This window comes from Pseudomonas lini (assembly GCF_030812475.1).
GTDB classification, from domain to species: Bacteria; Pseudomonadota; Gammaproteobacteria; order Pseudomonadales; family Pseudomonadaceae; genus Aquipseudomonas; species Aquipseudomonas lini_A.
Window position 1 is genome coordinate 206,609 of sequence record NZ_JAUSSR010000012.1, and the last position, 21,041, is coordinate 227,649.

The following is a 21,041-nucleotide window of genomic DNA, read 5'->3' on the forward strand; positions in this document are numbered from 1 at the left end:
CCAAACATAAGCAAATTATATGCCCGAAACTTTAGCGTTTGCCTAGAGCGCAGTAACAATAAAAAAGTGTTGATTTTTTATCGAGACGAGCGCTTGAGCGACAAGCCAGGACACCTCTGTGCTTACAGGCGGAACTCATGGCCCAGATACACTTCCTTGACCAGTTCGTTGGCCAGGATGGTGTCAGAGTCGCCTTCGGCGATCAGTTGGCCATCGTTGACGATGTAGGCGGTTTCGCAGATATCCAGGGTTTCGCGGACGTTGTGGTCCGTGATCAGCACGCCAATGCCCTTGGCCTTGAGGTGATGGATGATCTGTTTGATGTCGCCCACCGAAATCGGGTCCACGCCGGCGAAGGGTTCGTCGAGGAGAATGAATTTCGGGTTGGTCGCCAGTGCCCGGGCGATTTCCACGCGGCGGCGCTCACCACCGGACAGGCTCATGCCGAGGTTGTCGCGAATGTGGTGAATATGGAATTCCTGCAGCAGGCTTTCCAGCTCCTTGCGGCGACCGGCCTTGTCGAGCTCCTTGCGGGTCTCGAGGATCGCCAGGATGTTATCGGCCACCGACAGTTTGCGGAAGATCGACGCTTCCTGCGGAAGATAGCCGATACCGGCTTTTGCACGACCGTGCATCGGCTGATGGCTGACGTCCAGATCGTCGATCAGTACGCGACCCTGATCGGCCTGTACCAGGCCGACGATCATGTAGAAACAGGTGGTTTTGCCGGCGCCGTTAGGGCCAAGCAAGCCGACGATCTGACCGCTGTCGATGGACAGGCTGACGTCGCGCACGACCTGGCGGCTCTTGTAGCTCTTGGCCAGATGCTGAGCTTTCAGAGTTGCCATTACTGGGCCTTTTGCTCGTCGGTTTTCTTTTTCGGCTGGATCACCATGTCGATGCGCGGTCGCGACTCGGTCACCTTGTTGCCTGTAGCGCGACCGGCGCTCGCCAGTTTTTTCTCTGTGTCGTAGACAATTTTCTCGCCTTGGGTGACGTTGTTGTCCTTGTCGATGACTTTGGCGCGATCGATCAGCACAACGCGATTTTGCGAGGCGTGGTACTGGATAGTGACGCCGTAGCCCTGAACCGGCTTGGTGTCGCCGGCAGTTTGCAGCTGCTCGAAGTAGGCGAGGTTGCCCACCGAGGTCACCACGTCGATATCGCCAGCCGGGGTGCGGGTGATGGTCACGGTGTTGCCGGTGACCTTCATCGAGCCTTGGGTGATGATCACGTCACCCTTGTAGGTGGCTACGCCATTCTTGTCGTCCAGTTGGGCATCGTCGGCTTGAATGCGGATAGGCTGCTCTTGATCGTTCGGCAGAGCCCAGGCGCTCACGCTTCCCAGTGCTGCGCCCAGACTGAGCAAAATAGGGAGGGTTTTAACGAGCCTCATACTGTCCTCTTACGTTCGATAGCAGGTGTATCCTGCTTTCTTTCAAATACGCTTTCATGCCCGTGCCGGTCGAAACGCCACCCGCGCCGTCGATTCTAACGGGTTGCTCGGTCTGCGCATATTGCTGCTGCGGGAACACGGTCATGCGCGTGCTGGTAATAATGGTCGTGCGCTTTTTTTCGTCGGTTCGGGCGATTCGTACCGAGTCGATCAGTTCGACTTCGGTTCCACCGGAATTGACTTCGCCACGTTCGCTCTGCACATGCCACGGAAATTCAGTGCCGCGGAACATGTTCAAGTCCGGCTTGCTGACCAGGGTCACGTCACTGGCCTTGAGGTGTTCGACCTTGTCGGAGGTCATGTCGTACTGCAATTTGCCATCGGGCAGGTACTGCACGCTATGGGTGTTGGTCGCGTACCAGTCGATCCTGGTTTCATCGGCCTTGGCGACCGGCTTGTCGAGAAAACGCTCCGGACTGATGTTCCAGTAGCCGACCGCCGCGAAAATGGCTGCGATGCACCCGAACACCAGGAATTTGCGAATCTTTTTGCTCAGCATAATGGGCTCACAGGTACGCGGCATTGGCCGCATCGAGACGGCCCTGGGCACGCAGGATCAATTCGCAGAATTCGCGAGCGGCACCTTCGCCGCCACGGGCCTGGGTGATGCCGTGGGCGTGTTCACGCACGAAACTGGCGGCACTGGCTACCGCCATGCCCAGTCCGACGCGGCGAATGACCGGCAGGTCAGGCAAATCGTCGCCGAGGTAGGCGACCTGTTCATAGCTTAGGTCGAGTTGGGCCAGAAGCTCGTCGAGCACCACCAGTTTGTCTTCGCGACCCTGATACAGGTGGGGAATGCCGAGGTTCTTCGCCCGTCGCTCGACCACCGGGGTCTTGCGCCCGCTGATGATAGCGGTCTGCACGCCGGCTGCCATCAACATCTTGATGCCCTGGCCGTCGAGTGTGTTGAAGGTCTTGAATTCGCTGCCGTCTTCCAGGAAGTACAGGCGTCCGTCGGTCAGTACGCCATCGACGTCGAATATCGCCAGCTTGATGTTCTTGCCGCGTTCCAGCAGATCGTTGGTCATTACATTACTCCTGCACGCAGCAGATCGGACAGGTTGAAGGCGCCGATCGGACGGTCCTCCTTGTCCACCACCACCAGTGCGTTGATTCGATGGTCTTCCATGATTTTCAGGGCTTCGGCGGCCAGCATTTCGGCGCGAGCCGTCTTGCCATGCACGGTCATGACCTGGTCGATGGTGGCGTGATGGATGTCGATGGCGCGGTCCAGGGTACGGCGCAAATCGCCGTCGGTGAAGATCCCGGCGAGTTTGCCGTCGGCTTCCAGGATCACTGTCATGCCCAGGCCTTTGCGGGTCATTTCCATCAGCGCGTCCTTGAGCAGGGTGCCGCGCTGGACCTGCGGCAGTTCCTGCCCGGCGTGCATGACGTTTTCCACTTTCAGCAACAAGCGTCGGCCAAGGGCGCCGCCGGGATGGGAAAAGGCGAAATCTTCAGCAGTGAAGCCCCGGGCTTCGAGCAGCGCAACGGCCAGGGCGTCGCCCATCACCAGGGCTGCGGTAGTCGACGACGTCGGTGCCAGGTTCAACGGGCAGGCTTCGTGTTCGACGTGCACGTTGAGGTTGACCTCGGCGGCCTTGGCCAGCGGCGAGTCGGGGTTGCCGGTCATGCTGATCAGCTGGATGCCCAGGCGCTTGATCAGTGGCAGCAGGGTCACGATTTCATTGGTCGAGCCGGAGTTCGACAGTGCCAGGATCACGTCGTCGCGGGTGATCATGCCCATGTCGCCGTGGCTGGCTTCGGCCGGGTGCACGAAAAAAGCCGTGGTGCCGGTGCTGGCCAGGGTGGCGGCAATCTTGTTGCCGATGTGCCCTGATTTGCCCATGCCGACCACGACCACGCGGCCCTTGCTGGCCAGAATCGTCTCGCAAGCGCGTACGAAATCCGCGTCGATACGGGGCAACAAGCCGGTGACGGCTTCCAGTTCGAGGCGGATGGTGCGTTGTGCAGACTGAATCAGGTCGCTGGATTGGCTCATGTCGGAAATCGTATAGCCTGATGAAAAGGCGGCGATTATAACGGTTATGATCGAAAGCCTCACGCAAGTTCGTCGTGCTTTGTCACTCCCTGTTACTTAATCCCTCCCAATACACACTTTTACCCTGCCATGTTGCGGAACATGGACCGGCGTGGGCCTTGGGCGCTTGGCCTTTGCAGTGATATAGTTCGCCGCCAGTTCGGCCCTGCCCGGGGAGGCATGTGCTTTCGCAAGAAAGTCAGGCGTCCGAGTGAGAGGCTGCATCGCAAGGAGTTTAGATGAGTGCCGATAACGCCTACGCGGTCGAGCTGAAGGGACTGACCTTCAAGCGCGGTGCGCGCAGCATTTTCAATAACGTCGATATCCGTATACCGCGCGGCAAGGTCACCGGCATCATGGGGCCTTCCGGGTGTGGCAAGACCACACTGTTGCGTTTGATGGGCGCCCAGTTGCGTCCGACCAAGGGCGAGGTCTGGGTCAACGGTCAGAACCTGCCGAAACTGTCTCGCAGCGACCTGTTCGATGCGCGCAAGCACATGGGTGTGCTGTTTCAGAGCGGTGCGCTGTTCACCGATCTCGATGTGTTCGAGAACGTCGCCTTTCCGCTACGGGTTCATACCGAGCTTCCGGAAGAAATGATCCGGGACATCGTCCTGCTCAAATTGCAGGCCGTGGGCTTGCGTGGCGCCATCGACCTGATGCCTGACGAACTGTCCGGCGGCATGAAGCGCCGTGTCGCGCTGGCCCGGGCGATTGCCCTCGATCCGCAGATCCTCATGTATGACGAGCCCTTTGTCGGCCAGGACCCGATCGCCATGGGCGTGCTGGTGCGCCTGATCCGCCTGCTCAACGATGCGCTGGGCATCACCAGCATCGTGGTGTCCCACGACCTGGCCGAGACGGCGAGCATCTCCGACTACATCTATGTGGTGGGCGACGGGCAGGTATTGGGGCAGGGCACGCCTGACGAATTGATGAATTCCAGTGAGCCCCGTATCCGTCAGTTCATGACGGGAGAGCCTGACGGACCGGTCGCCTATCACTTTCCAGCGACGGATTACCGCGCAGATCTTCTGGGGAAGCGTTGATGCGCAAGATTTCAGTGATAGAACGAGTGCGCCGCTTCGGCCATTCCGGCATCGATGTGCTGGGCGTGTTTGGCCGTTCGGCGATATTTCTGTTTCATGCCTTGTTCGGTCGCGGCGGTATCGGCGGCGGTTTCGGGCTGCTGGTCAAGCAATTGCATTCGGTGGGCGTGATGTCCCTGGTGATCATCGTGGTCTCGGGGGTGTTCATCGGCATGGTGCTGGCGCTGCAAGGCTTCAACATCCTGTCCAGCTACGGGTCGGAGCAGGCGGTCGGGCAGATGGTTGCCCTGACGCTGTTGCGTGAACTGGGGCCGGTGGTCACCGCCTTGCTGTTCGCCGGGCGCGCAGGTTCGGCCCTGACGGCCGAAATCGGCAACATGAAATCCACCGAGCAATTGTCCAGCCTGGAAATGATCGGTGTCGATCCGCTCAAGTACATCATCGCCCCGCGCCTGTGGGCCGGCTTCATTTCCCTGCCGGTGCTGGCGATGATTTTCAGCGTGGTGGGTATCTGGGGTGGTTCGTGGGTGGCCGTTGACTGGCTGGGTGTCTATGAAGGCTCCTACTGGTCGAACATGCAGAACAGCGTGACCTTTGCCGACGATGTGCTCAACGGCATCATCAAAAGCATCGTCTTCGCCTTTGTCGTGACCTGGATCGCCGTATTCCAAGGCTATGACTGCGAGCCCACTTCCGAGGGGATCAGTCGTGCCACTACCAAGACCGTGGTGTATGCCTCTTTGGCAGTACTCGGCCTGGACTTTATTCTGACCGCCTTGATGTTTGGAGATTTCTGATGCAAAACCGCACCCTGGAAATCGGTGTCGGCCTTTTCTTGCTGGCTGGCATCCTGGCTTTGCTGTTGCTGGCGTTGCGGGTGAGTGGCCTGTCCCCGAGCGCAACGACCGATACGTATAAACTTTATGCCTATTTCGACAATATCGCCGGTTTGACGGTCAGAGCTAAGGTGACCATGGCCGGTGTGACCATCGGCAAGGTCACGGCGATCGATCTGGACCGCGACAGTTTCACCGGCAGAGTGACCATGCAGCTTGAAAAATCGGTGAATAACCTGCCGACCGACTCCACTGCATCTATCCTGACCGCTGGCCTGTTGGGCGAGAAATACATCGGTATCAGCGTGGGCGGCGAAGAAGGCTTGCTCAAGGATGGCGGGACCATCCACGACACCCAGTCGTCGCTGGTGCTTGAGGACCTGATAGGTAAATTCCTGCTCAATACCGTTAGCAAAGAAGCCAAATGAGGAGTTTTTGAATGATCTCTACCTTGCGACGTGGCCTGTTGATATTGCTCGCGGCCTTGCCGTTGATGGCTAACGCCGTGGCGGCGCCGTCAGCGCACGAACTGATTCAGGACACGACTACCCGGTTGCTGGCCGACCTGGCTGCCAACAAGGAAAAATACAAGCAAAGCCCGAAGGACTTCTACGATGCGCTGAACGGTATCGTCGGGCCGGTGGTCGATGCCGACGGGATATCCCGCAGCATCATGACCGTGAAATACTCGCGCAAGGCCACGCCTGAGCAAATGCAGCGCTTCCAGGAAAACTTCAAGCGCAGCCTGATGCAGTTCTATGGCAACGCCTTGCTCGAATACAACAACCAGGGCATCACCGTTTCGCCGGCCAAGGACGAAAGCGGCACCCGGACCAGCGTCGACATGCAGGTCAAGGGCAGCAGCGGTTCGATCTATCCTGTGTCCTATACACTTGAGAAAATCAACGGCGAGTGGAAAGTGCGCAACGTGATCATCAACGGCATCAACATCGGCAAGCTGTTCCGCGATCAGTTCACCGATGCGATGCAGCGCAATGGCAACGACCTGGACAAGACCATCGACAATTGGGCCGGTGAAGTCGCCAAAGCCAAGGACGTCACCGACAAGGCTGCCGTGAAGCCAGTTCAATGAGCGTATCGGCCATTCGCATGAACGATGCCGGCGAGTTGCTGGTCAGCGGCATGCTGGACTACCGCACCGGTCCCGGCTTGCGCAAGCAGGGCCAGGCGCTGATCAAGTCCAGCAAGGCGGCTACGTTGGTGGTCGATTGTTCGGCCGTGTTGAAGTCCAGCAGTGTCGGCTTGTCGCTGTTGCTGTGCTTCATGCGTGATGCAGAGGCGGCCGGCAAGGCGTGGAGCATCCGTGGAATGCCCGAAGACATGCGTGAAATCGCTCAGGTCAGCGAATTGACCGAGCTGTTGGCGCAAACCTAACCAACATCTATGAACAAGCCCCCCGTCAGAGTCCTGCTTAGCGGGGTTCGCAGGCGCGGGGCTTTTTTGTATGATGTCCGACCCGCGCGCACAGGGCGCCGATTGAGGTTGAGCATGCAGGCCAACGAAGTAAAGAGCTTCCTTGAAGGAAAGCTGTCCGATTCTCTGTCACAAGTGCAGGTAGAAGTTGAGGGCGAAGGCTGCAACTTTCAGCTGAACGTGATTAGCGATGAACTGGCGGCGTTGAGCCCGGTGAAGCGTCAGCAGCAGATCTATGCCCATTTGAACCCATGGATCACCGATGGCAGCATCCATGCGGTCACTATGAAATTTTTCAGCAGCGCGGCCTGGGCCGAGCGCACCTGAGCCCAAGGGCGTCGAGATTCTTATGGATAAATTGATAATTACCGGTGGCGTTCGCCTTGATGGCGAAATCCGCATTTCCGGGGCAAAGAACTCTGCCCTGCCGATCCTGGCTGCCACCTTGCTGTGCGATGGCCCGGTGACCGTTGCCAACCTGCCGCACCTGCACGACATCACCACCATGATCGAGCTGTTCGGGCGCATGGGCATCGAACCGGTGATCGACGAAAAGCTCAGCGTCGAAATCGACCCGCGCACCATCAAGACCCTGATCGCCCCGTACGAACTGGTTAAAACCATGCGTGCGTCGATCCTGGTACTGGGCCCAATGGTAGCCCGTTTCGGTGAAGCCGAAGTCGCACTGCCTGGCGGTTGCGCCATCGGTTCGCGTCCGGTTGACCTGCACATCCGCGGCCTTGAGGCCATGGGTGCAATCATCGACGTCGAAGGCGGCTACATCAAGGCCAAGGCCCCTGAAGGCGGCCTGCGCGGTGCGCACTTCTTCTTCGATACCGTCAGTGTGACCGGCACCGAGAACATCATGATGGCCGCCGCACTGGCCAGGGGCCGCAGCGTGCTGGCAAACGCCGCTCGCGAGCCTGAAGTCATCGACCTGGCGAACTTCCTGAATGCTATGGGCGCCAAGATCACTGGCGCCGGCACCGACACCATCACCATCGATGGCGTCGAGCGTCTGCACCCGACCACTTACAAGGTCATGCCTGACCGTATCGAGACGGGCACCTACCTGGTGGCCGCGGCGGTCACCGGCGGTCGTGTGAAGGTCAAGGACACGGATCCGACCATCCTCGAAGCCGTCCTGGAAAAGCTCCGCGAGTCGGGTGCCGAAATCACCTGCGGTGAAGACTGGATCGAGCTGAACATGCATGGCAAGCGGCCGAAAGCCGTCAACGTGCGTACCGCTCCGTACCCGGCGTTCCCGACCGACATGCAGGCGCAGTTCATCTCCCTCAACGCCATTGCCGAAGGCACCGGTGCCGTGATCGAGACGATCTTCGAAAACCGCTTCATGCACGTGTACGAACTGCACCGCATGGGCGCCAAGATCCAGGTCGAAGGCAACACTGCCATCGTCACCGGGACCGAGAAGCTCAAGGGCGCGCCAGTGATGGCCACCGACCTGCGTGCATCGGCCAGCCTGGTGATCTCGGCGCTGATCGCCGAAGGCGATACCCTGATCGATCGCATCTACCACATAGACCGTGGTTACGAGTGCATCGAAGAGAAACTGCAGATGCTCGGCGCCAAGATCCGCCGCGTACCGGGCTAGTTTCTGTGGCATGGGCACAGGGACGTGCCCGTTGATTTGTTCGAAGTCGAGGGTGTCTTTTCGTAATTAAGAAAGCCTCGACGTGTGTCCGGCGTCGTTTGCGACCGGGCATGAGTACCTTGATAAGGACTGACGTTTCCCATGTTGACCATCGCACTGTCCAAGGGCCGCATCCTTGACGACACCCTGCCGCTTCTGGCTGAAGCGGGCATCGTGCCGACCGAGAATCCGGACAAGAGCCGCAAGCTGATCATTCCCACGACCCAGGCCGATGTGCGCCTGTTGATCGTGCGCGCCACCGATGTGCCGACGTACGTCGAGCATGGCGCCGCCGACCTTGGTGTCGCAGGTAAAGATGTGCTGATGGAATATGGCGGCCAGGGTTTGTACGAGCCTCTGGATCTGCGGATTGCCCTCTGCAAGCTGATGACCGCCGGCCGTGTCGGCGATGTCGAGCCCAAGGGCCGTTTGCGGGTGGCGACCAAGTTCGTCAACGTCGCCAAGCGCTACTATGCCGAACAGGGCCGTCAGGTCGATATCATCAAGCTTTACGGCTCGATGGAGCTGGCGCCGCTGATCGGTCTGGCGGACAAGATCATCGACGTGGTCGACACCGGCAACACCCTGCGCGCCAATGGCCTGGAACCCCAGGATTTCATCGCCGACATCAGCTCCCGCCTGATCGTCAACAAGGCCTCGATGAAAATGCAGCATGCCCGTATCCAGGCGTTGATCGACACCCTGCGCAAGGCAGTGGAGTCTCGACACCGCGGCTGATTCACCTGCGCGACGCTGAGTCGCGCCCGTCTATCCGCCTCATAGCCAGAATTCTCAGGTGCCCAAGCGGAAACGACTGCTAAGTTAGGGCGCCTGAGTTTTTGCCAATTCTATGAGGCTCTCGCTATGACCGCACCGACTGCAATTCGCCGACTCGACGCTGCTGACCCGGATTTCGCACATCATCTGGATCATCTGCTGAGCTGGGAAAGTGTGTCCGACGACTCGGTCAATCAGCGCGTGCTGGACATCATCAAGACCGTGCGTGAGCGTGGCGATGCGGCGCTGGTGGACTACACCCGGCAATTCGACGGCCTGGACGTTGCCTCCATGGCCGACCTGATCCTGCCGCGCGAACGCCTGGAACTGGCCCTGACGCGGATCACCGTGCCCCAGCGCGAAGCCCTGGAAAAAGCCGCGGCCCGTGTGCGCAGTTACCACGAAAAGCAGAAGCAGGAATCCTGGAGCTACACCGAAGCCGATGGCACCGTGCTCGGCCAGAAGGTCACGCCGCTGGATCGCGCCGGCCTGTACGTCCCGGGCGGCAAGGCGTCGTACCCGTCCTCGGTGCTGATGAACGCGATTCCGGCCAAGGTCGCCGGCGTGACCGAAGTGGTCATGGTCGTGCCGACCCCTCGGGGTGAAATCAACGAACTGGTGCTGGCCGCGGCCTGCATCGCCGGTGTCGATCGCGTGTTCACCATCGGTGGCGCCCAGGCGGTTGCCGCACTGGCATACGGCACCGAAAGCGTGCCGAAGGTCGACAAGGTGGTCGGGCCGGGCAACATCTATGTTGCCACTGCCAAGCGCCACGTGTTCGGCCAGGTCGGTATCGACATGATCGCCGGTCCCTCGGAAATCCTCGTGGTTTGCGACGGCAAGACCGATCCGGACTGGATCGCCATGGACCTGTTCTCCCAGGCCGAGCACGACGAAGACGCCCAGGCGATCCTGGTCAGCCCGGACGCCGGGTTCCTCGACCAGGTCGCCGCCAGCATCGCCAGGCTGCTGCCGACCATGGAACGTGCCGAGATCATCGAAACCTCGATCAATGGCCGTGGCGCGCTGATCAAGGTTCGTGACATGGACCAGGCCATCGAAGTGGCCAACCGTATCGCACCGGAGCATTTGGAATTGTCCGTTGCCGACCCGCAAGCCTGGCTGCCGCAGATCCGTCACGCCGGCGCGATCTTCATGGGCCGTCACACGTCTGAAGCCCTTGGCGATTACTGCGCGGGTCCGAACCACGTGCTGCCGACTTCCGGCACCGCGCGATTCTCTTCGCCGCTGGGTGTGTACGACTTCCAGAAACGCTCGTCGATCATCTTCTGCTCCGAGCAGGGTGCGTCCGAACTGGGCAAGACCGCTTCCGTGCTGGCCCGTGGCGAGTCGTTGACCGCCCACGCGCGCAGCGCCGAATACCGCATCGTCGACGAAGACTTTCCACAAGGGCAGGGGAACTGAACATGAGTAAATTCTGGAGCCCGTTCGTCAAGAACCTCGTGCCTTACGTCCCGGGCGAACAGCCGAAACTGGCCAAGCTGGTGAAGCTCAATACCAATGAAAATCCGTACGGCCCATCGCCCAAGGCCCTGGCGGCGATGCAGGTCGAACTGAACGACAACTTGCGCCTGTACCCGGACCCGAACAGCGATCTGCTGAAAAACGCAGTCGCCAACTACTACGGCGTACAGAGCAATCAGGTGTTCCTCGGCAACGGTTCCGATGAAGTCCTGGCGCACATCTTCCACGGTCTGCTGCAACACGATCAGCCGCTGCTGTTCCCGGACATCAGCTACAGCTTCTACCCGGTCTACTGCGGCTTGTACGGCATCGCCTTCGACGCGGTACCGCTGGACGAGCAGTTCCAGATCGATCCGGCGGACTACGCCAAGCCGAATGGCGGGATCATCTTCCCGAACCCGAACGCGCCGACCGGTTGCCTGCTGGCGCTGGATGCCGTGGAGCAAATCCTCAAGGCCAGCCCGGATACGGTGGTCGTGGTGGACGAGGCTTACATCGACTTTGGTGGCGAGACGGCAATCACCCTGGTGGACCGTTATCCGAACCTGCTGGTGACTCAAACCCTGTCCAAGTCCCGTTCTCTGGCCGGGCTGCGGGTAGGGCTGGCGGTGGGGCATCCGGACCTGATCGAAGCGCTGGAGCGGATCAAGAACAGCTTCAACTCCTATCCGCTGGACCGCCTGGCGATTGTCGGCGCGGCGGCAGCGTTCGAGGATCGCGAGCACTTCGACAAGACCTGCCGCTGGGTGATCGAGAGTCGCGACAAGGTGGTCGGGCAATTGGAGGCGAAGGGCTTTGAGGTGTTGCCTTCGGCGGCGAACTTCATATTCGCCCGTCATCCGCAGCATGATGCGGCGGGCCTGGCGGCGAAGTTGCGCGAGCAGGGTGTAATCGTTCGACACTTCAAGCAGGAGCGGATTGCCCAGTTCCTGCGGATCAGCATCGGTACGCCTGAGCAGAACCAGGCGCTGATCGACGGCCTGGCCGACCTCTAAACCACGCCTCGGTCCCTGTAGGAGCTGGCTTGCCAGCGAAGGCGGTCTACCAGTCAACATCATCGTTGAATCTGATGGCCTCTTCGCTGGCAAGCCAGCTCCTACAGGGGTTTTGTGTTGCTGTTTACTCTTGTTCTTTCTCTTTGGCCGGCGCTGGTGCCGGCGGCGGACGCAGGCCGATCTCCGCCGTGAGCTTGAGCTCCTTGCCGTTGCGCATCACCTCGATCGTGACCTTGTCGGTTGGCTTGATCCGCGCCACCTGGTTCATCGAGCGACGACCATCTCCCGCCGGTTCACCGTCAATGGCTAGGATCACGTCGCCCAGTTGCAGGCCGGCCTTCTGCGCCGGGCCGTCACGGAAAATCCCCGCGACCACGATCCCGGGCCGTCCCGACAGACCAAAGGATTCCGCCAATTCCTGGGTCAGCGGCTGCACTTCGATGCCGAGCCAGCCCCGGATCACCTGGCCGTGTTCGATGATCGACTTCATCACGTCCATGGCCAACTTGACCGGAATGGCGAAACCGATGCCCTGCGAACCGCCGGACTTGGAAAAGATCGCCGTGTTGATGCCGGTCAGGTTGCCGTTGGCATCCACCAGCGCTCCGCCGGAGTTGCCCGGATTGATCGCGGCATCGGTCTGGATGAAGTCTTCGTAATTGTTCAAGCCCAACTGATTGCGCCCGGTGGCGCTGATGATGCCCATGGTCACGGTCTGGCCGACGCCGAACGGGTTGCCGATGGCCAGGGCCACGTCGCCGATGCGGATATTGTCGGAACGGCCAACGGTGATCGAGGGCAGGTGCTTCAAGTCGATCTTCAGCACCGCGAGATCGGTTTCCGGGTCGCTGCCGATCACCCGGGCCAGGGTTTCCCGGCCATCCTTCAAGGCGACTACGATCTGGTCGGCACCGCTGGTCACATGGTTGTTGGTGAGCAAATAGCCTTCCGGGCTCATGATCACCCCCGAACCGAGGCTCGACTCCATACGCTTCTGTTTGGGCGAGTTGTCGCCGAAGAAACGGCGGAACTGCGGATCCTCGAACAGCGGATGGTTGGGTTTGTTGATGACCTTGGTGGTGTACAGGTTGACGACCGACGGCGCGGCCGTGGTCACCGCATCGGCGTAGGACACCGGGCCCTGTTGCATGATGGTGGTTTGCGGGGCTTGCTGCAGGTTGACATCGAGGCTCGGGAGGCCGACCCACTGCGGGTAACGCTGGATGATCAATAAAGCGATAAGCACGCCGGCCAACAGCGGCCAGCCGGAAAAACGCAGCGCCTTGAGCATTAAGCACGTCCTGACAGGTTGCAGGCGGTATGAGACCGCCCATAATGTCGCGCATTATACGAGGCCAAGCGTGCCTCTGAACGGGATATTTAGGAGTCTTTTATGGCCGTCGCCCTGAGCACCCTGGTCGAAGAAGCCGACCGTTACCTCAACAGCGCCAGGATTGCCGATTACTGCCCCAACGGCTTGCAGGTCGAAGGCCGGCCGCAGGTGATGCGCATCGTCAGTGGCGTCACCGCCAGCCAGGCGCTGCTCGACGCCGCCGTCGAAGCCAAAGCCGACCTGGTGCTGGTGCATCATGGCTATTTCTGGAAAGGCGAGAATCCGTGCATCACCGGCATGAAGCAGCGTCGCCTGAAGACCCTGCTCAGGCACGATATCAGCCTGCTGTCCTACCACCTGCCGCTGGATCTGCATCCCGAAGTCGGGAACAACGTGCAGCTGGCGCGACAGCTGGACATCACGGTCGAAGGCCCGCTGGACCCGGACAACCTCAAGGTCGTCGGCCTGGTCGGCTCATTGAATGAACCAGTGACCCCGCGGGATTTCGCCCGACGCGTGCAGGAAGTCATGGGCCGTGAGCCGTTGTTGATCGAAGGTGGCGAGATGATTCGTCGGGTGGGTTGGTGCACCGGTGGCGGCCAGGGTTACATTGACCAGGCAGTGTTGGCCGGCGTCGATCTGTACCTGTCCGGTGAAGCCTCCGAACAGACCTTTCATAGCGCCCGGGAAAACGACATCAGCTTCATCGCCGCCGGCCACCACGCCACCGAGCGTTATGGTGTGCAGGCGTTGGGTGATTACCTGGCACGGCGGTTTGCCCTGGAGCACATCTTCATCGATTGCCCGAATCCGATTTGAATACCCCCGATCCACTGTGGGAGCGAGCCTGCTCGCGAAAAACCCGAGAACACCGCGGGGTGCCCGTTTTCCCGCGTCATCGTTGGCGACCATCGCGAGCAGGCTCGCTCCCACATGGGTATATTCATATACCCTTTCGATCTAGCCTGCGTCCTGATTAGAAGAGGACGCTGTGCTAGGATTCCCCGCTCGAACACGGCCCGCTGGCCGTCCATAAGATCGTTTTCGTGAGTAGCCATGGTCGACAAACTGACGCATCTGAAACAGCTGGAGGCCGAAAGCATCCACATCATCCGCGAGGTCGCCGCCGAGTTCGATAACCCGGTGATGCTGTACTCCGTCGGTAAAGACTCCGCCGTAATGCTGCACCTCGCGCGCAAGGCATTCTTCCCGGGCAAACTGCCGTTCCCGGTGATGCACGTCGACACCCGGTGGAAGTTCAAGGAAATGTACGCGTTCCGCGACCGCATGGTCGAAGAACTTGGACTGGACCTGCTGGTGCACGTCAATCCCGAGGGTGTGGCGCAGGGCATCAACCCGCTGACCCACGGCAGTGCCAAGCACACCGATATCATGAAAACCGAAGGCCTTAAACAGGCCCTCGACAAGTACGGTTTCGACGCCGCGTTCGGCGGTGCCCGTCGCGACGAAGAGAAGTCCCGCGCCAAAGAGCGCGTGTACTCCTTCCGTGACACCAAGCACCGCTGGGATCCGAAAAACCAGCGCCCGGAGTTGTGGAACGTCTACAACGGCAACGTCAACAAGGGCGAATCCATTCGTGTGTTCCCATTGTCGAACTGGACCGAACTGGACATCTGGCAGTACATCTACCTCGAAGGCATCCCGATCGTGCCGCTGTATTTCGCCGCCGAACGCGACGTCATCGAGATGAATGGCACCTGGATCATGATCGACGACGAACGCCTGCTCAATCACCTGAGCGACGAAGACAAGGCGCGCATCGTCAAGAAGAAGGTGCGTTTCCGCACGCTGGGCGACTACCCGTTGACCGGTGCGGTCGAGTCCGAGGCCACCAGCCTGACCGACATCATTCAGGAAATGCTCCTGACGCGAACTTCCGAACGCCAGGGCCGGGTCATCGACCACGATGGCGCAGGCTCGATGGAAGAAAAGAAACGTCAGGGTTATTTCTAAGGGGTTGTCATGTCGCACGTATCTGATTTGATCAGCGAGGACATCCTCGCCTACCTGGGCCAGCACGAACGCAAGGAAATGCTGCGCTTCCTGACCTGTGGCAACGTCGACGACGGCAAGAGCACCCTGATCGGGCGCCTGCTGCACGACTCCAAGATGATCTACGAAGATCACCTGGAAGCCATCACCCGCGACTCGAAAAAAGTCGGCACCACCGGTGAAGACGTCGACCTGGCCTTGCTGGTCGACGGCCTGCAGGCCGAGCGTGAGCAGGGCATCACCATCGATGTCGCCTATCGCTATTTCTCCACCGCCAAGCGCAAGTTCATCATCGCCGACACCCCCGGCCATGAACAGTACACCCGCAACATGGCCACCGGTGCGTCCACCTGTGACCTGGCGATCATCCTGGTCGACGCCCGTTACGGCGTGCAGACCCAGACCCGTCGCCACAGCTTCATCGCCTCGTTGCTGGGCATCAAGCACATCGTGGTCGCCATCAACAAGATGGACCTCAACGGCTTCGACGAAACAGTTTTCGAGTCGATCAAGGCCGATTACCTGAAGTTCGCCGACGGTATCGCGTTCAAGCCGACCACCATGGCCTTCGTGCCGATGTCGGCATTGAAAGGCGACAACGTGGTGAACAGGTCCGAGCGCTCGCCGTGGTACACCGGCCAGTCGCTGATGGAGATCCTCGAAACCGTCGAAATCGCCAGCGACCGCAACTACGCCGACCTGCGTTTCCCGGTGCAGTACGTCAACCGTCCGAACCTGAACTTCCGTGGTTTCGCCGGCACCCTGGCCAGCGGCATCGTGCACAAGGGCGATGAAGTCGTGGTCCTGCCGTCGGGCAAGAGCAGTCGCGTGAAATCCATCGTCACCTTCGAAGGTGAGCTGGAACACGCAGGTCCTGGCCAGGCTGTCACGCTGACCATGGAAGACGAGATCGACATCTCCCGCGGCGACTTGCTGGTGCACGCCGACAACCAGCCGCAAGTGACAGACGCCTTCGACGCCATGCTGGTATGGATGGCCGAAGAGCCGATGTTGCCGGGCAAGAAATACGACATCAAGCGCGCCACCAGCTACGTACCGGGTTCGATCACCAGCATCGTCAACCGCGTTGACGTGAACACCCTGGAAGAAGGCCCGGCCAGTTCGTTGCAACTGAACGAGATCGGTCGGGTCAAGGTCAGCCTCGACGCGGCCATCGCGCTGGACGGTTACGCGAGCAACCGCACCACCGGTTCGTTCATCGTCATCGACCGTCTGACCAATGGCACCGTCGCCGCCGGCATGATCATCGCCCAGCCGTTGAGCCATGGCAGCAGCACCCACCACGGCAAACTGGCCCACGTCGCCACCGAAGAACGCGCCCAGCGCTTCGGCCAGCAACCGGCCACCGTGCTGTTCAGCGGCTTGTCCGGCGCTGGCAAAAGCACACTGGCCTACGCGGTTGAACGCAAGCTGTTCGACATGGGCCGTGCGGTGTTCGTACTCGATGGCCAGAACCTGCGTCACGACCTGAACAAAGGTCTGCCACAGGATCGCGCCGGGCGTACCGAGAACTGGCGTCGTGCCGCGCACGTCGCGCGTCAATTCAACGAAGCCGGCCTGGTCACCCTGGCAGCCTTCGTGGCGCCAAGTGCCGAAGGTCGTGAGCAGGCCAGGGAGCTGATCGGCAAGGAACGTCTGCTGACGGTCTACGTCCAGGCCTCGCCGACGGTCTGTGCCGAGCGTGACCCGCAAGGCCTGTACGCGGCGGCCGGGGACAACATCCCGGGCGAATCCTTCCCGTACGACGTGCCACTGGACGCCGACCTCGTGGTCGACACCCAGTCGCTGTCCCTGGAAGAAAGCGTCAAGCAAGTGCTGGATCTGCTGCGTCAGCGTGGCGCGATCTAAGCGTTAGCCGTTAATAAAAAACCCGCCGATGAGTGATCATCGGCGGGTTTTTTTATGGCCGTGATATCGCTTTCGCTGCGATACGGCGATCCGACAAGCCAGCCCCTGCAGGATGCGTGTTATCGCACCTTCATCGTACGACGCGGACCCTGTAGGAGCTGGCTTGCCAGCGAAGAGGCCGGTACAAACAACTCAAGACCTTTCAGGTAACTCACAACGCATCTGCCACAACACCCAAGCTTCCCCAGCCAAAAGTAGTCCGAAAACTTCAAGGCTGTAGGAAAACTTCCTTCGTAACCTTTTCCTATTCGTAACGACTCAATTGATCATTATTTACCGGATGAGTATTACAACTGCCTCGGAAGTCGGTATCTGACATTGATTCAAACGTCTGGGTAGTCTTGTCAGCAGATGAAACACCTCGTTTCCATCGAGCGGATGCAACTAACATTATAACTAGGGAGGGTCAAAATATGCCGGGGGAGGGGACTAAAACCTGGAGCGCACACGTTGTACTGATGGAAATCATCGCACTTGCAGTCTTGCTTGCAATATTTCCATCTTCGCTGCGAGCGGATGTAAATGCTGGTCACGCGCGCCTGATGGCGATTTACGAAGAAGCACTAGTTAATGATGCCCAGTTGTTGGCCGCCAGGCATCACTATGAATCCCTCAAGGAAAAAGTACCTCAGGCCCGCGCCGGATTATTACCCACCCTCAATTCCTCGGCACGATCCGTTGCCGTCACCCAAACGGGTTCTTCTTCAAGTCGTTCTCGCAATGATTCGACCTTCCAGGCGAACTTGATACAACCGTTGTTTCGCGCCGATCGCTGGTTCCAACTGGACGCGACGCAGGCCACATTGACCAAGGATCAATTCGAGCTGTTGGCAAAAGAACAATTACTGATTCTCACCGTGGCTCAAGCGTATTTCGAAACCCTGCGAGCGCTGGACAGGGTGGCAGCGTCCAGGGCAGAGGAAGCAGCTCTGCAGCGTCAACGGCAGCAGGCCCAGGGACGACTTGCCAGCGGTGCGGCCAACATCACCGACGTACTGGATGCCAAGGCGGCGTACGATAATGCCAGCGCCAACCGCAAACTGGCGGAGCGCAAGGTGGATGATGCGTTCGGGAACTTGTCTCGTCTGACCAACAAACACTATTTGACGATTGAAGGCCTACAGCACCGGCTGCCTATTGTGGCGCCGGCACCCGAGCAAGCGGACGCCTGGGTCAATCAGGCGGTACAACAAAACCTGAACCTGCAAGCCAGTCAGTTTTCGGTAGTCGCGGCGGAACACACGCTGCGGCAACGCAAGGCTGGATTCGCCCCCACCCTGGACGCGGTGGTCTCCTATCGCAAAGGCAATAGTGAAGTCACGGGCGGCGCTAACTACCGGGATGATATTGCCCAGCGCAGTATCGCACTTGAACTTAATATCCCCTTGTATTCAGGCGGCATGGTTCGCTCGCAAGTACGCGAAGCCACCGAGCAGCTGACGCAAAGTCAATATGAAAAAGAAAACCGGCTTCGGGAAACAGTGCTGGCAACTCGTAATTTGCATCGCACCGTCAATTCCGATATCGAACAGGTAACAGCGAGACGCCAGTCCATCCAGTCCAGTCGAGCCTCGGTACAGGCAAACCAGGTGGGCTGGGAAATGGGCTCTCGAAACTTTGCGGATGTTCTCAATGCGCAACGCCAGCTTTATAACATCGTCAGGGAGTACAACAATGCGCGCTATGACTACATCATCAATACGCTGAAGCTCAAACAGGCGGCGGGCCTTTTAAGTCCGGACGATTTAATAAGCCTGAGCAGTTATCTGTCCGGGGATTATGATTTTGAACAGGATTTCCTTCCTCCCGATAGTCCTGCGAGAACTTGATCCGGGCGATATATCGGCGATTTTTATCTCATTTAGTGCTGCATTCCGATTGACCAGGATGTCTCATGAGCGAAGAAGAAAAGATTCAATCCACTGCGGACATCGACACTGGGGTTGCCTGCCTGGTCATGCTGGCCCGCTTTCATAATGTGGCGGCGTCGACCGAACATCTTGGCTACCTGTTTTCTACGCAAGGGCAAGCGCTCGGACAATCCGAATTGCTCTTGGCGGCGCGCAAATCGGGCCTCAAGGCCAAGTCGGTGAAGACAACGGTTGTCCGTCTTGATCGAACTCCGCTACCGGCAATTGCAACGGATCGTGACGGCGGTTTTTTTATCATTGCCAAACTGGATGAGGGAAAAGCGCTGATCCAGGATCCTCGTGCCAGCCGACCCGAGGTGATCAGCCTAGACCAGTTGCAAGCTCGATGGAGCGGAAGTTTGCTGTTGGTTCGTTCCGAATCCGCATTGCCCGGCGAGAGCTCGCGCTTCGACTTCACCTGGTTCATCCCGGCCATCGTCAAACACCGAAAACTGCTGGGCGAAATCGTGGTGGTTTCCTTTGTCCTGCAACTGTTCGCACTGGTGACACCGCTGTTCTTCCAGGTGGTCATGGACAAGGTGCTGGTGCACCAGGGTTTGACCACCCTGGATGTCATCGCCTCCGGCCTGCTGGCGGTCATGGTCTTCGAGTCCGCGCTCAGCGGTTTGCGCAGCTACGTATTCGCCCACACCACCAGCCGCATCGATGTGGAACTGGGCTCGCGACTGTTCCACCATTTGATCGGCTTGCCCCTGGCTTATTTTCAGGCGCGGCGCGTGGGCGACTCGGTAGCCCGTGTGCGTGAACTGGAAAACATCCGCAGCTTCCTCACGGGCAATGCCATAACCTTGTTGCTGGACGTGCTCTTTTCAGTGGCCTTCATCGTCGTGATGTTCTGTTACAGCGGCTGGTTGACCTTGATCGTGCTCCTGTCACTGCCGCTGTATGTGCTGGTCTCGCTATTGATCACGCCGTTATTGAGATCGAGGCTGCAAGACAGTTTTGCTCGCGGAGCCGAGAACCAGGCGTTTCTGGTGGAGACGGTGAACGGTATCGATACGCTCAAGTCGATGGCGGTCGAGCCGCAGGTCATGCGCAAATGGGACAACCAGCTGGCGGCCTATGTCGCGGCCGGGTTCAAGACCCAGAACCTGTCCGCCATTGCCAACGAAAGCGTGGCGCTCATTGGCAAACTGGTCACCGTGGCAACACTGTGGCTGGGCGCCCAGCTGGTCATCGGCGGCCAGCTGTCAGTGGGTGAGTTGATTGCTTTCAACATGCTGGCCGGGCGCGTATCGCAACCGATCATGCGTCTGGCACAGCTCTGGACCAGCTTCCAGCAAACGGGGGTTTCAGTCCAGCGCCTGGGCGACATTCTCAATACGCCCACCGAGTTGACCCAGGGCACCCGCAGCACGCTGCCGCCGCTCAAAGGCCATATCGAGTTCGACCAGGTGCATTTTCGCTATCGCACCGATGGCTCCGAAGTGTTGCGTGGGGTGAACCTGCAGGTCGAAGCCGGTGAAGTGATCGGCGTGGTCGGTCGGTCCGGTTCCGGCAAAAGCACACTGACTCGCCTGCTCCAGCGCTTGTACGTCCCCGAGCGTGGCCGGGTGCTGGTCGATGGCATGGACCTGGCGCTGGCGGATGTTTCATCCCTGCGCCGACAGATTGGCGTGGTGTTGCAGGACAGCATGCTGTTCAACCGCAGCATCCGCGAAAACATCGCGCTGAGCGACCCGGGCGCGGCCCTCGAGTCGGTGATCGAGGCCGCAAAAATGGCCGGTGCCCATGCCTTCATCCTCGAGTTGCCGGAAGGCTACGACACCGTCGTCGGTGAACACGGCGCTTCGCTGTCCGGCGGCCAGCGTCAACGCATCGCCATCGCCCGGGCGCTGATGGGCGATCCACGCATCCTCATCTTCGACGAAGCCACCAGCGCCCTGGACTACGAGTCCGAGCAGATCATCCAGCAGAACATGCAGACCATCTGCCAGGGTCGCAGCGTGATCATCATTGCTCACCGACTGTCCGCCGTGCGGGATGCCCATCGCATCCTCGTGGTGGATCGCGGGCAAATCGTCGAACAGGGCTCCCATGCCGAACTCATCGCCCAAAAGGCTGAGCATTACTGCCGGCTGCACCGCCTGCAGCAGGGCTGAACG

21 protein-coding genes are annotated in these 21,041 nt (G+C 59.6%); 15 read left to right on the top strand and 6 right to left on the bottom strand.

The genetic code is table 11. The annotated features are described in order from the left end of the window. Positions 1–122 precede the first annotated feature (122 nt). From lptB to J2W17_RS22870, 5 genes are read right to left on the bottom strand one after another with little or no spacing between them, the layout of a single operon-like run. On the bottom strand, positions 123–848 hold the full coding sequence (gene lptB / locus J2W17_RS22850) for an LPS export ABC transporter ATP-binding protein (protein ID WP_064679717.1): 726 nt from the start codon (positions 846–848) through the stop codon (positions 123–125). Beyond that, positions 848–1,396, bottom strand: a complete 549-nt coding sequence (lptA, locus tag J2W17_RS22855) for a lipopolysaccharide transport periplasmic protein LptA (RefSeq protein ID WP_064679716.1) — start codon at positions 1,394–1,396, stop codon at positions 848–850. The genes lptB and lptA overlap by 1 nt, the downstream gene beginning before the upstream one ends. Next, positions 1,383–1,955, bottom strand: a complete 573-nt coding sequence (gene lptC, locus J2W17_RS22860; RefSeq protein WP_307339765.1) for an LPS export ABC transporter periplasmic protein LptC — start codon at positions 1,953–1,955, stop codon at positions 1,383–1,385. The genes lptA and lptC overlap by 14 nt, the downstream gene beginning before the upstream one ends. A gap of 7 nt (positions 1,956–1,962) precedes the next feature. Then, on the bottom strand, positions 1,963–2,487 hold the full coding sequence (locus J2W17_RS22865) for a KdsC family phosphatase (protein WP_307339768.1): 525 nt from the start codon (positions 2,485–2,487) through the stop codon (positions 1,963–1,965). After that, positions 2,487–3,461 carry a KpsF/GutQ family sugar-phosphate isomerase gene (locus J2W17_RS22870; protein WP_307339770.1) on the bottom strand — a complete coding sequence of 325 codons (975 nt, stop codon included), beginning with the start codon at positions 3,459–3,461 and terminating at the stop codon, positions 2,487–2,489. The genes J2W17_RS22865 and J2W17_RS22870 overlap by 1 nt, the downstream gene beginning before the upstream one ends. Before the next feature lie 278 nt (positions 3,462–3,739). Between J2W17_RS22870 and J2W17_RS22875 the strand changes: the two genes are divergently transcribed. The 10 genes from J2W17_RS22875 to hisC all read left to right on the top strand — a co-directional run bounded on the left by J2W17_RS22875 (position 3,740) and on the right by hisC (position 11,730). Further along, positions 3,740–4,549, top strand: a complete 810-nt coding sequence (locus J2W17_RS22875; RefSeq protein ID WP_307339773.1) for an ATP-binding cassette domain-containing protein — start codon at positions 3,740–3,742, stop codon at positions 4,547–4,549. Continuing rightward, positions 4,549–5,346, top strand: a complete 798-nt coding sequence (gene mlaE, locus J2W17_RS22880) for a lipid asymmetry maintenance ABC transporter permease subunit MlaE (RefSeq protein ID WP_307339775.1) — start codon at positions 4,549–4,551, stop codon at positions 5,344–5,346. The genes J2W17_RS22875 and mlaE overlap by 1 nt, the downstream gene beginning before the upstream one ends. Continuing rightward, positions 5,346–5,813 carry an outer membrane lipid asymmetry maintenance protein MlaD gene (gene mlaD / locus J2W17_RS22885; protein ID WP_307339779.1) on the top strand — a complete coding sequence of 156 codons (468 nt, stop codon included), beginning with the start codon at positions 5,346–5,348 and terminating at the stop codon, positions 5,811–5,813. Before mlaE ends, mlaD begins: the two co-directional genes overlap by 1 nt. A gap of 11 nt (positions 5,814–5,824) precedes the next feature. Further along, positions 5,825–6,478: an MlaC/ttg2D family ABC transporter substrate-binding protein gene (locus J2W17_RS22890; protein ID WP_307339782.1), complete on the top strand. Its 654-nt coding sequence runs from the start codon at positions 5,825–5,827 to the stop codon at positions 6,476–6,478. Further along, entirely contained in the window at positions 6,475–6,780 is a 306-nt protein-coding gene (locus tag J2W17_RS22895; RefSeq protein ID WP_307339785.1) for an STAS domain-containing protein, read from the top strand. Before J2W17_RS22890 ends, J2W17_RS22895 begins: the two co-directional genes overlap by 4 nt. A gap of 114 nt (positions 6,781–6,894) precedes the next feature. Next, a complete protein-coding gene (locus J2W17_RS22900) occupies positions 6,895–7,146 on the top strand; it encodes a BolA family protein (RefSeq protein ID WP_038978976.1) in 252 nt (83 codons plus the stop codon). Positions 7,147–7,168: 22 nt separating this feature from the next. After that, a complete protein-coding gene (murA, locus tag J2W17_RS22905; protein WP_307339793.1) occupies positions 7,169–8,434 on the top strand; it encodes a UDP-N-acetylglucosamine 1-carboxyvinyltransferase in 1,266 nt (421 codons plus the stop codon). Between the two features lie 141 nt (positions 8,435–8,575). Beyond that, positions 8,576–9,211 (top strand): ATP phosphoribosyltransferase, encoded by a 636-nt coding sequence (hisG, locus tag J2W17_RS22910; protein ID WP_007901570.1) that lies wholly within the window; start codon positions 8,576–8,578, stop codon positions 9,209–9,211. Between the two features lie 126 nt (positions 9,212–9,337). Then, positions 9,338–10,675 carry a histidinol dehydrogenase gene (gene hisD / locus J2W17_RS22915; RefSeq protein WP_154851063.1) on the top strand — a complete coding sequence of 446 codons (1,338 nt, stop codon included), beginning with the start codon at positions 9,338–9,340 and terminating at the stop codon, positions 10,673–10,675. A 2-nt stretch (positions 10,676–10,677) separates the two neighbouring features. Beyond that, entirely contained in the window at positions 10,678–11,730 is a 1,053-nt protein-coding gene (gene hisC / locus J2W17_RS22920) for a histidinol-phosphate transaminase (protein ID WP_307339800.1), read from the top strand. A 124-nt stretch (positions 11,731–11,854) separates the two neighbouring features. Here the strand turns inward: hisC and algW are convergent, their stop codons facing one another. Next, positions 11,855–13,021, bottom strand: coding sequence for a Do family serine endopeptidase AlgW (algW, locus tag J2W17_RS22925; RefSeq protein ID WP_307339803.1), 1,167 nt, complete (start codon positions 13,019–13,021; stop codon positions 11,855–11,857). A gap of 102 nt (positions 13,022–13,123) precedes the next feature. On the opposite strand from algW, the gene J2W17_RS22930 reads away from it, so the two are divergent. The 5 genes from J2W17_RS22930 to J2W17_RS22955 all read left to right on the top strand — a co-directional run bounded on the left by J2W17_RS22930 (position 13,124) and on the right by J2W17_RS22955 (position 21,038). Beyond that, positions 13,124–13,882, top strand: coding sequence for a Nif3-like dinuclear metal center hexameric protein (locus tag J2W17_RS22930; protein WP_307339806.1), 759 nt, complete (start codon positions 13,124–13,126; stop codon positions 13,880–13,882). 237 nt (positions 13,883–14,119) lie between these two features. After that, positions 14,120–15,037 (top strand): sulfate adenylyltransferase subunit CysD, encoded by a 918-nt coding sequence (gene cysD / locus J2W17_RS22940; RefSeq protein ID WP_150748204.1) that lies wholly within the window; start codon positions 14,120–14,122, stop codon positions 15,035–15,037. Positions 15,038–15,046: 9 nt separating this feature from the next. Then, complete coding sequence (cysN, locus tag J2W17_RS22945; protein ID WP_307339810.1) at positions 15,047–16,945, top strand: sulfate adenylyltransferase subunit CysN; 1,899 nt, start codon at positions 15,047–15,049, stop codon at positions 16,943–16,945. 518 nt (positions 16,946–17,463) lie between these two features. After that, positions 17,464–18,834 carry a TolC family outer membrane protein gene (locus tag J2W17_RS22950; RefSeq protein WP_307339813.1) on the top strand — a complete coding sequence of 457 codons (1,371 nt, stop codon included), beginning with the start codon at positions 17,464–17,466 and terminating at the stop codon, positions 18,832–18,834. 65 nt (positions 18,835–18,899) lie between these two features. Further along, positions 18,900–21,038, top strand: coding sequence for a type I secretion system permease/ATPase (locus tag J2W17_RS22955; RefSeq protein WP_307339816.1), 2,139 nt, complete (start codon positions 18,900–18,902; stop codon positions 21,036–21,038). Positions 21,039–21,041 lie beyond the last annotated feature (3 nt).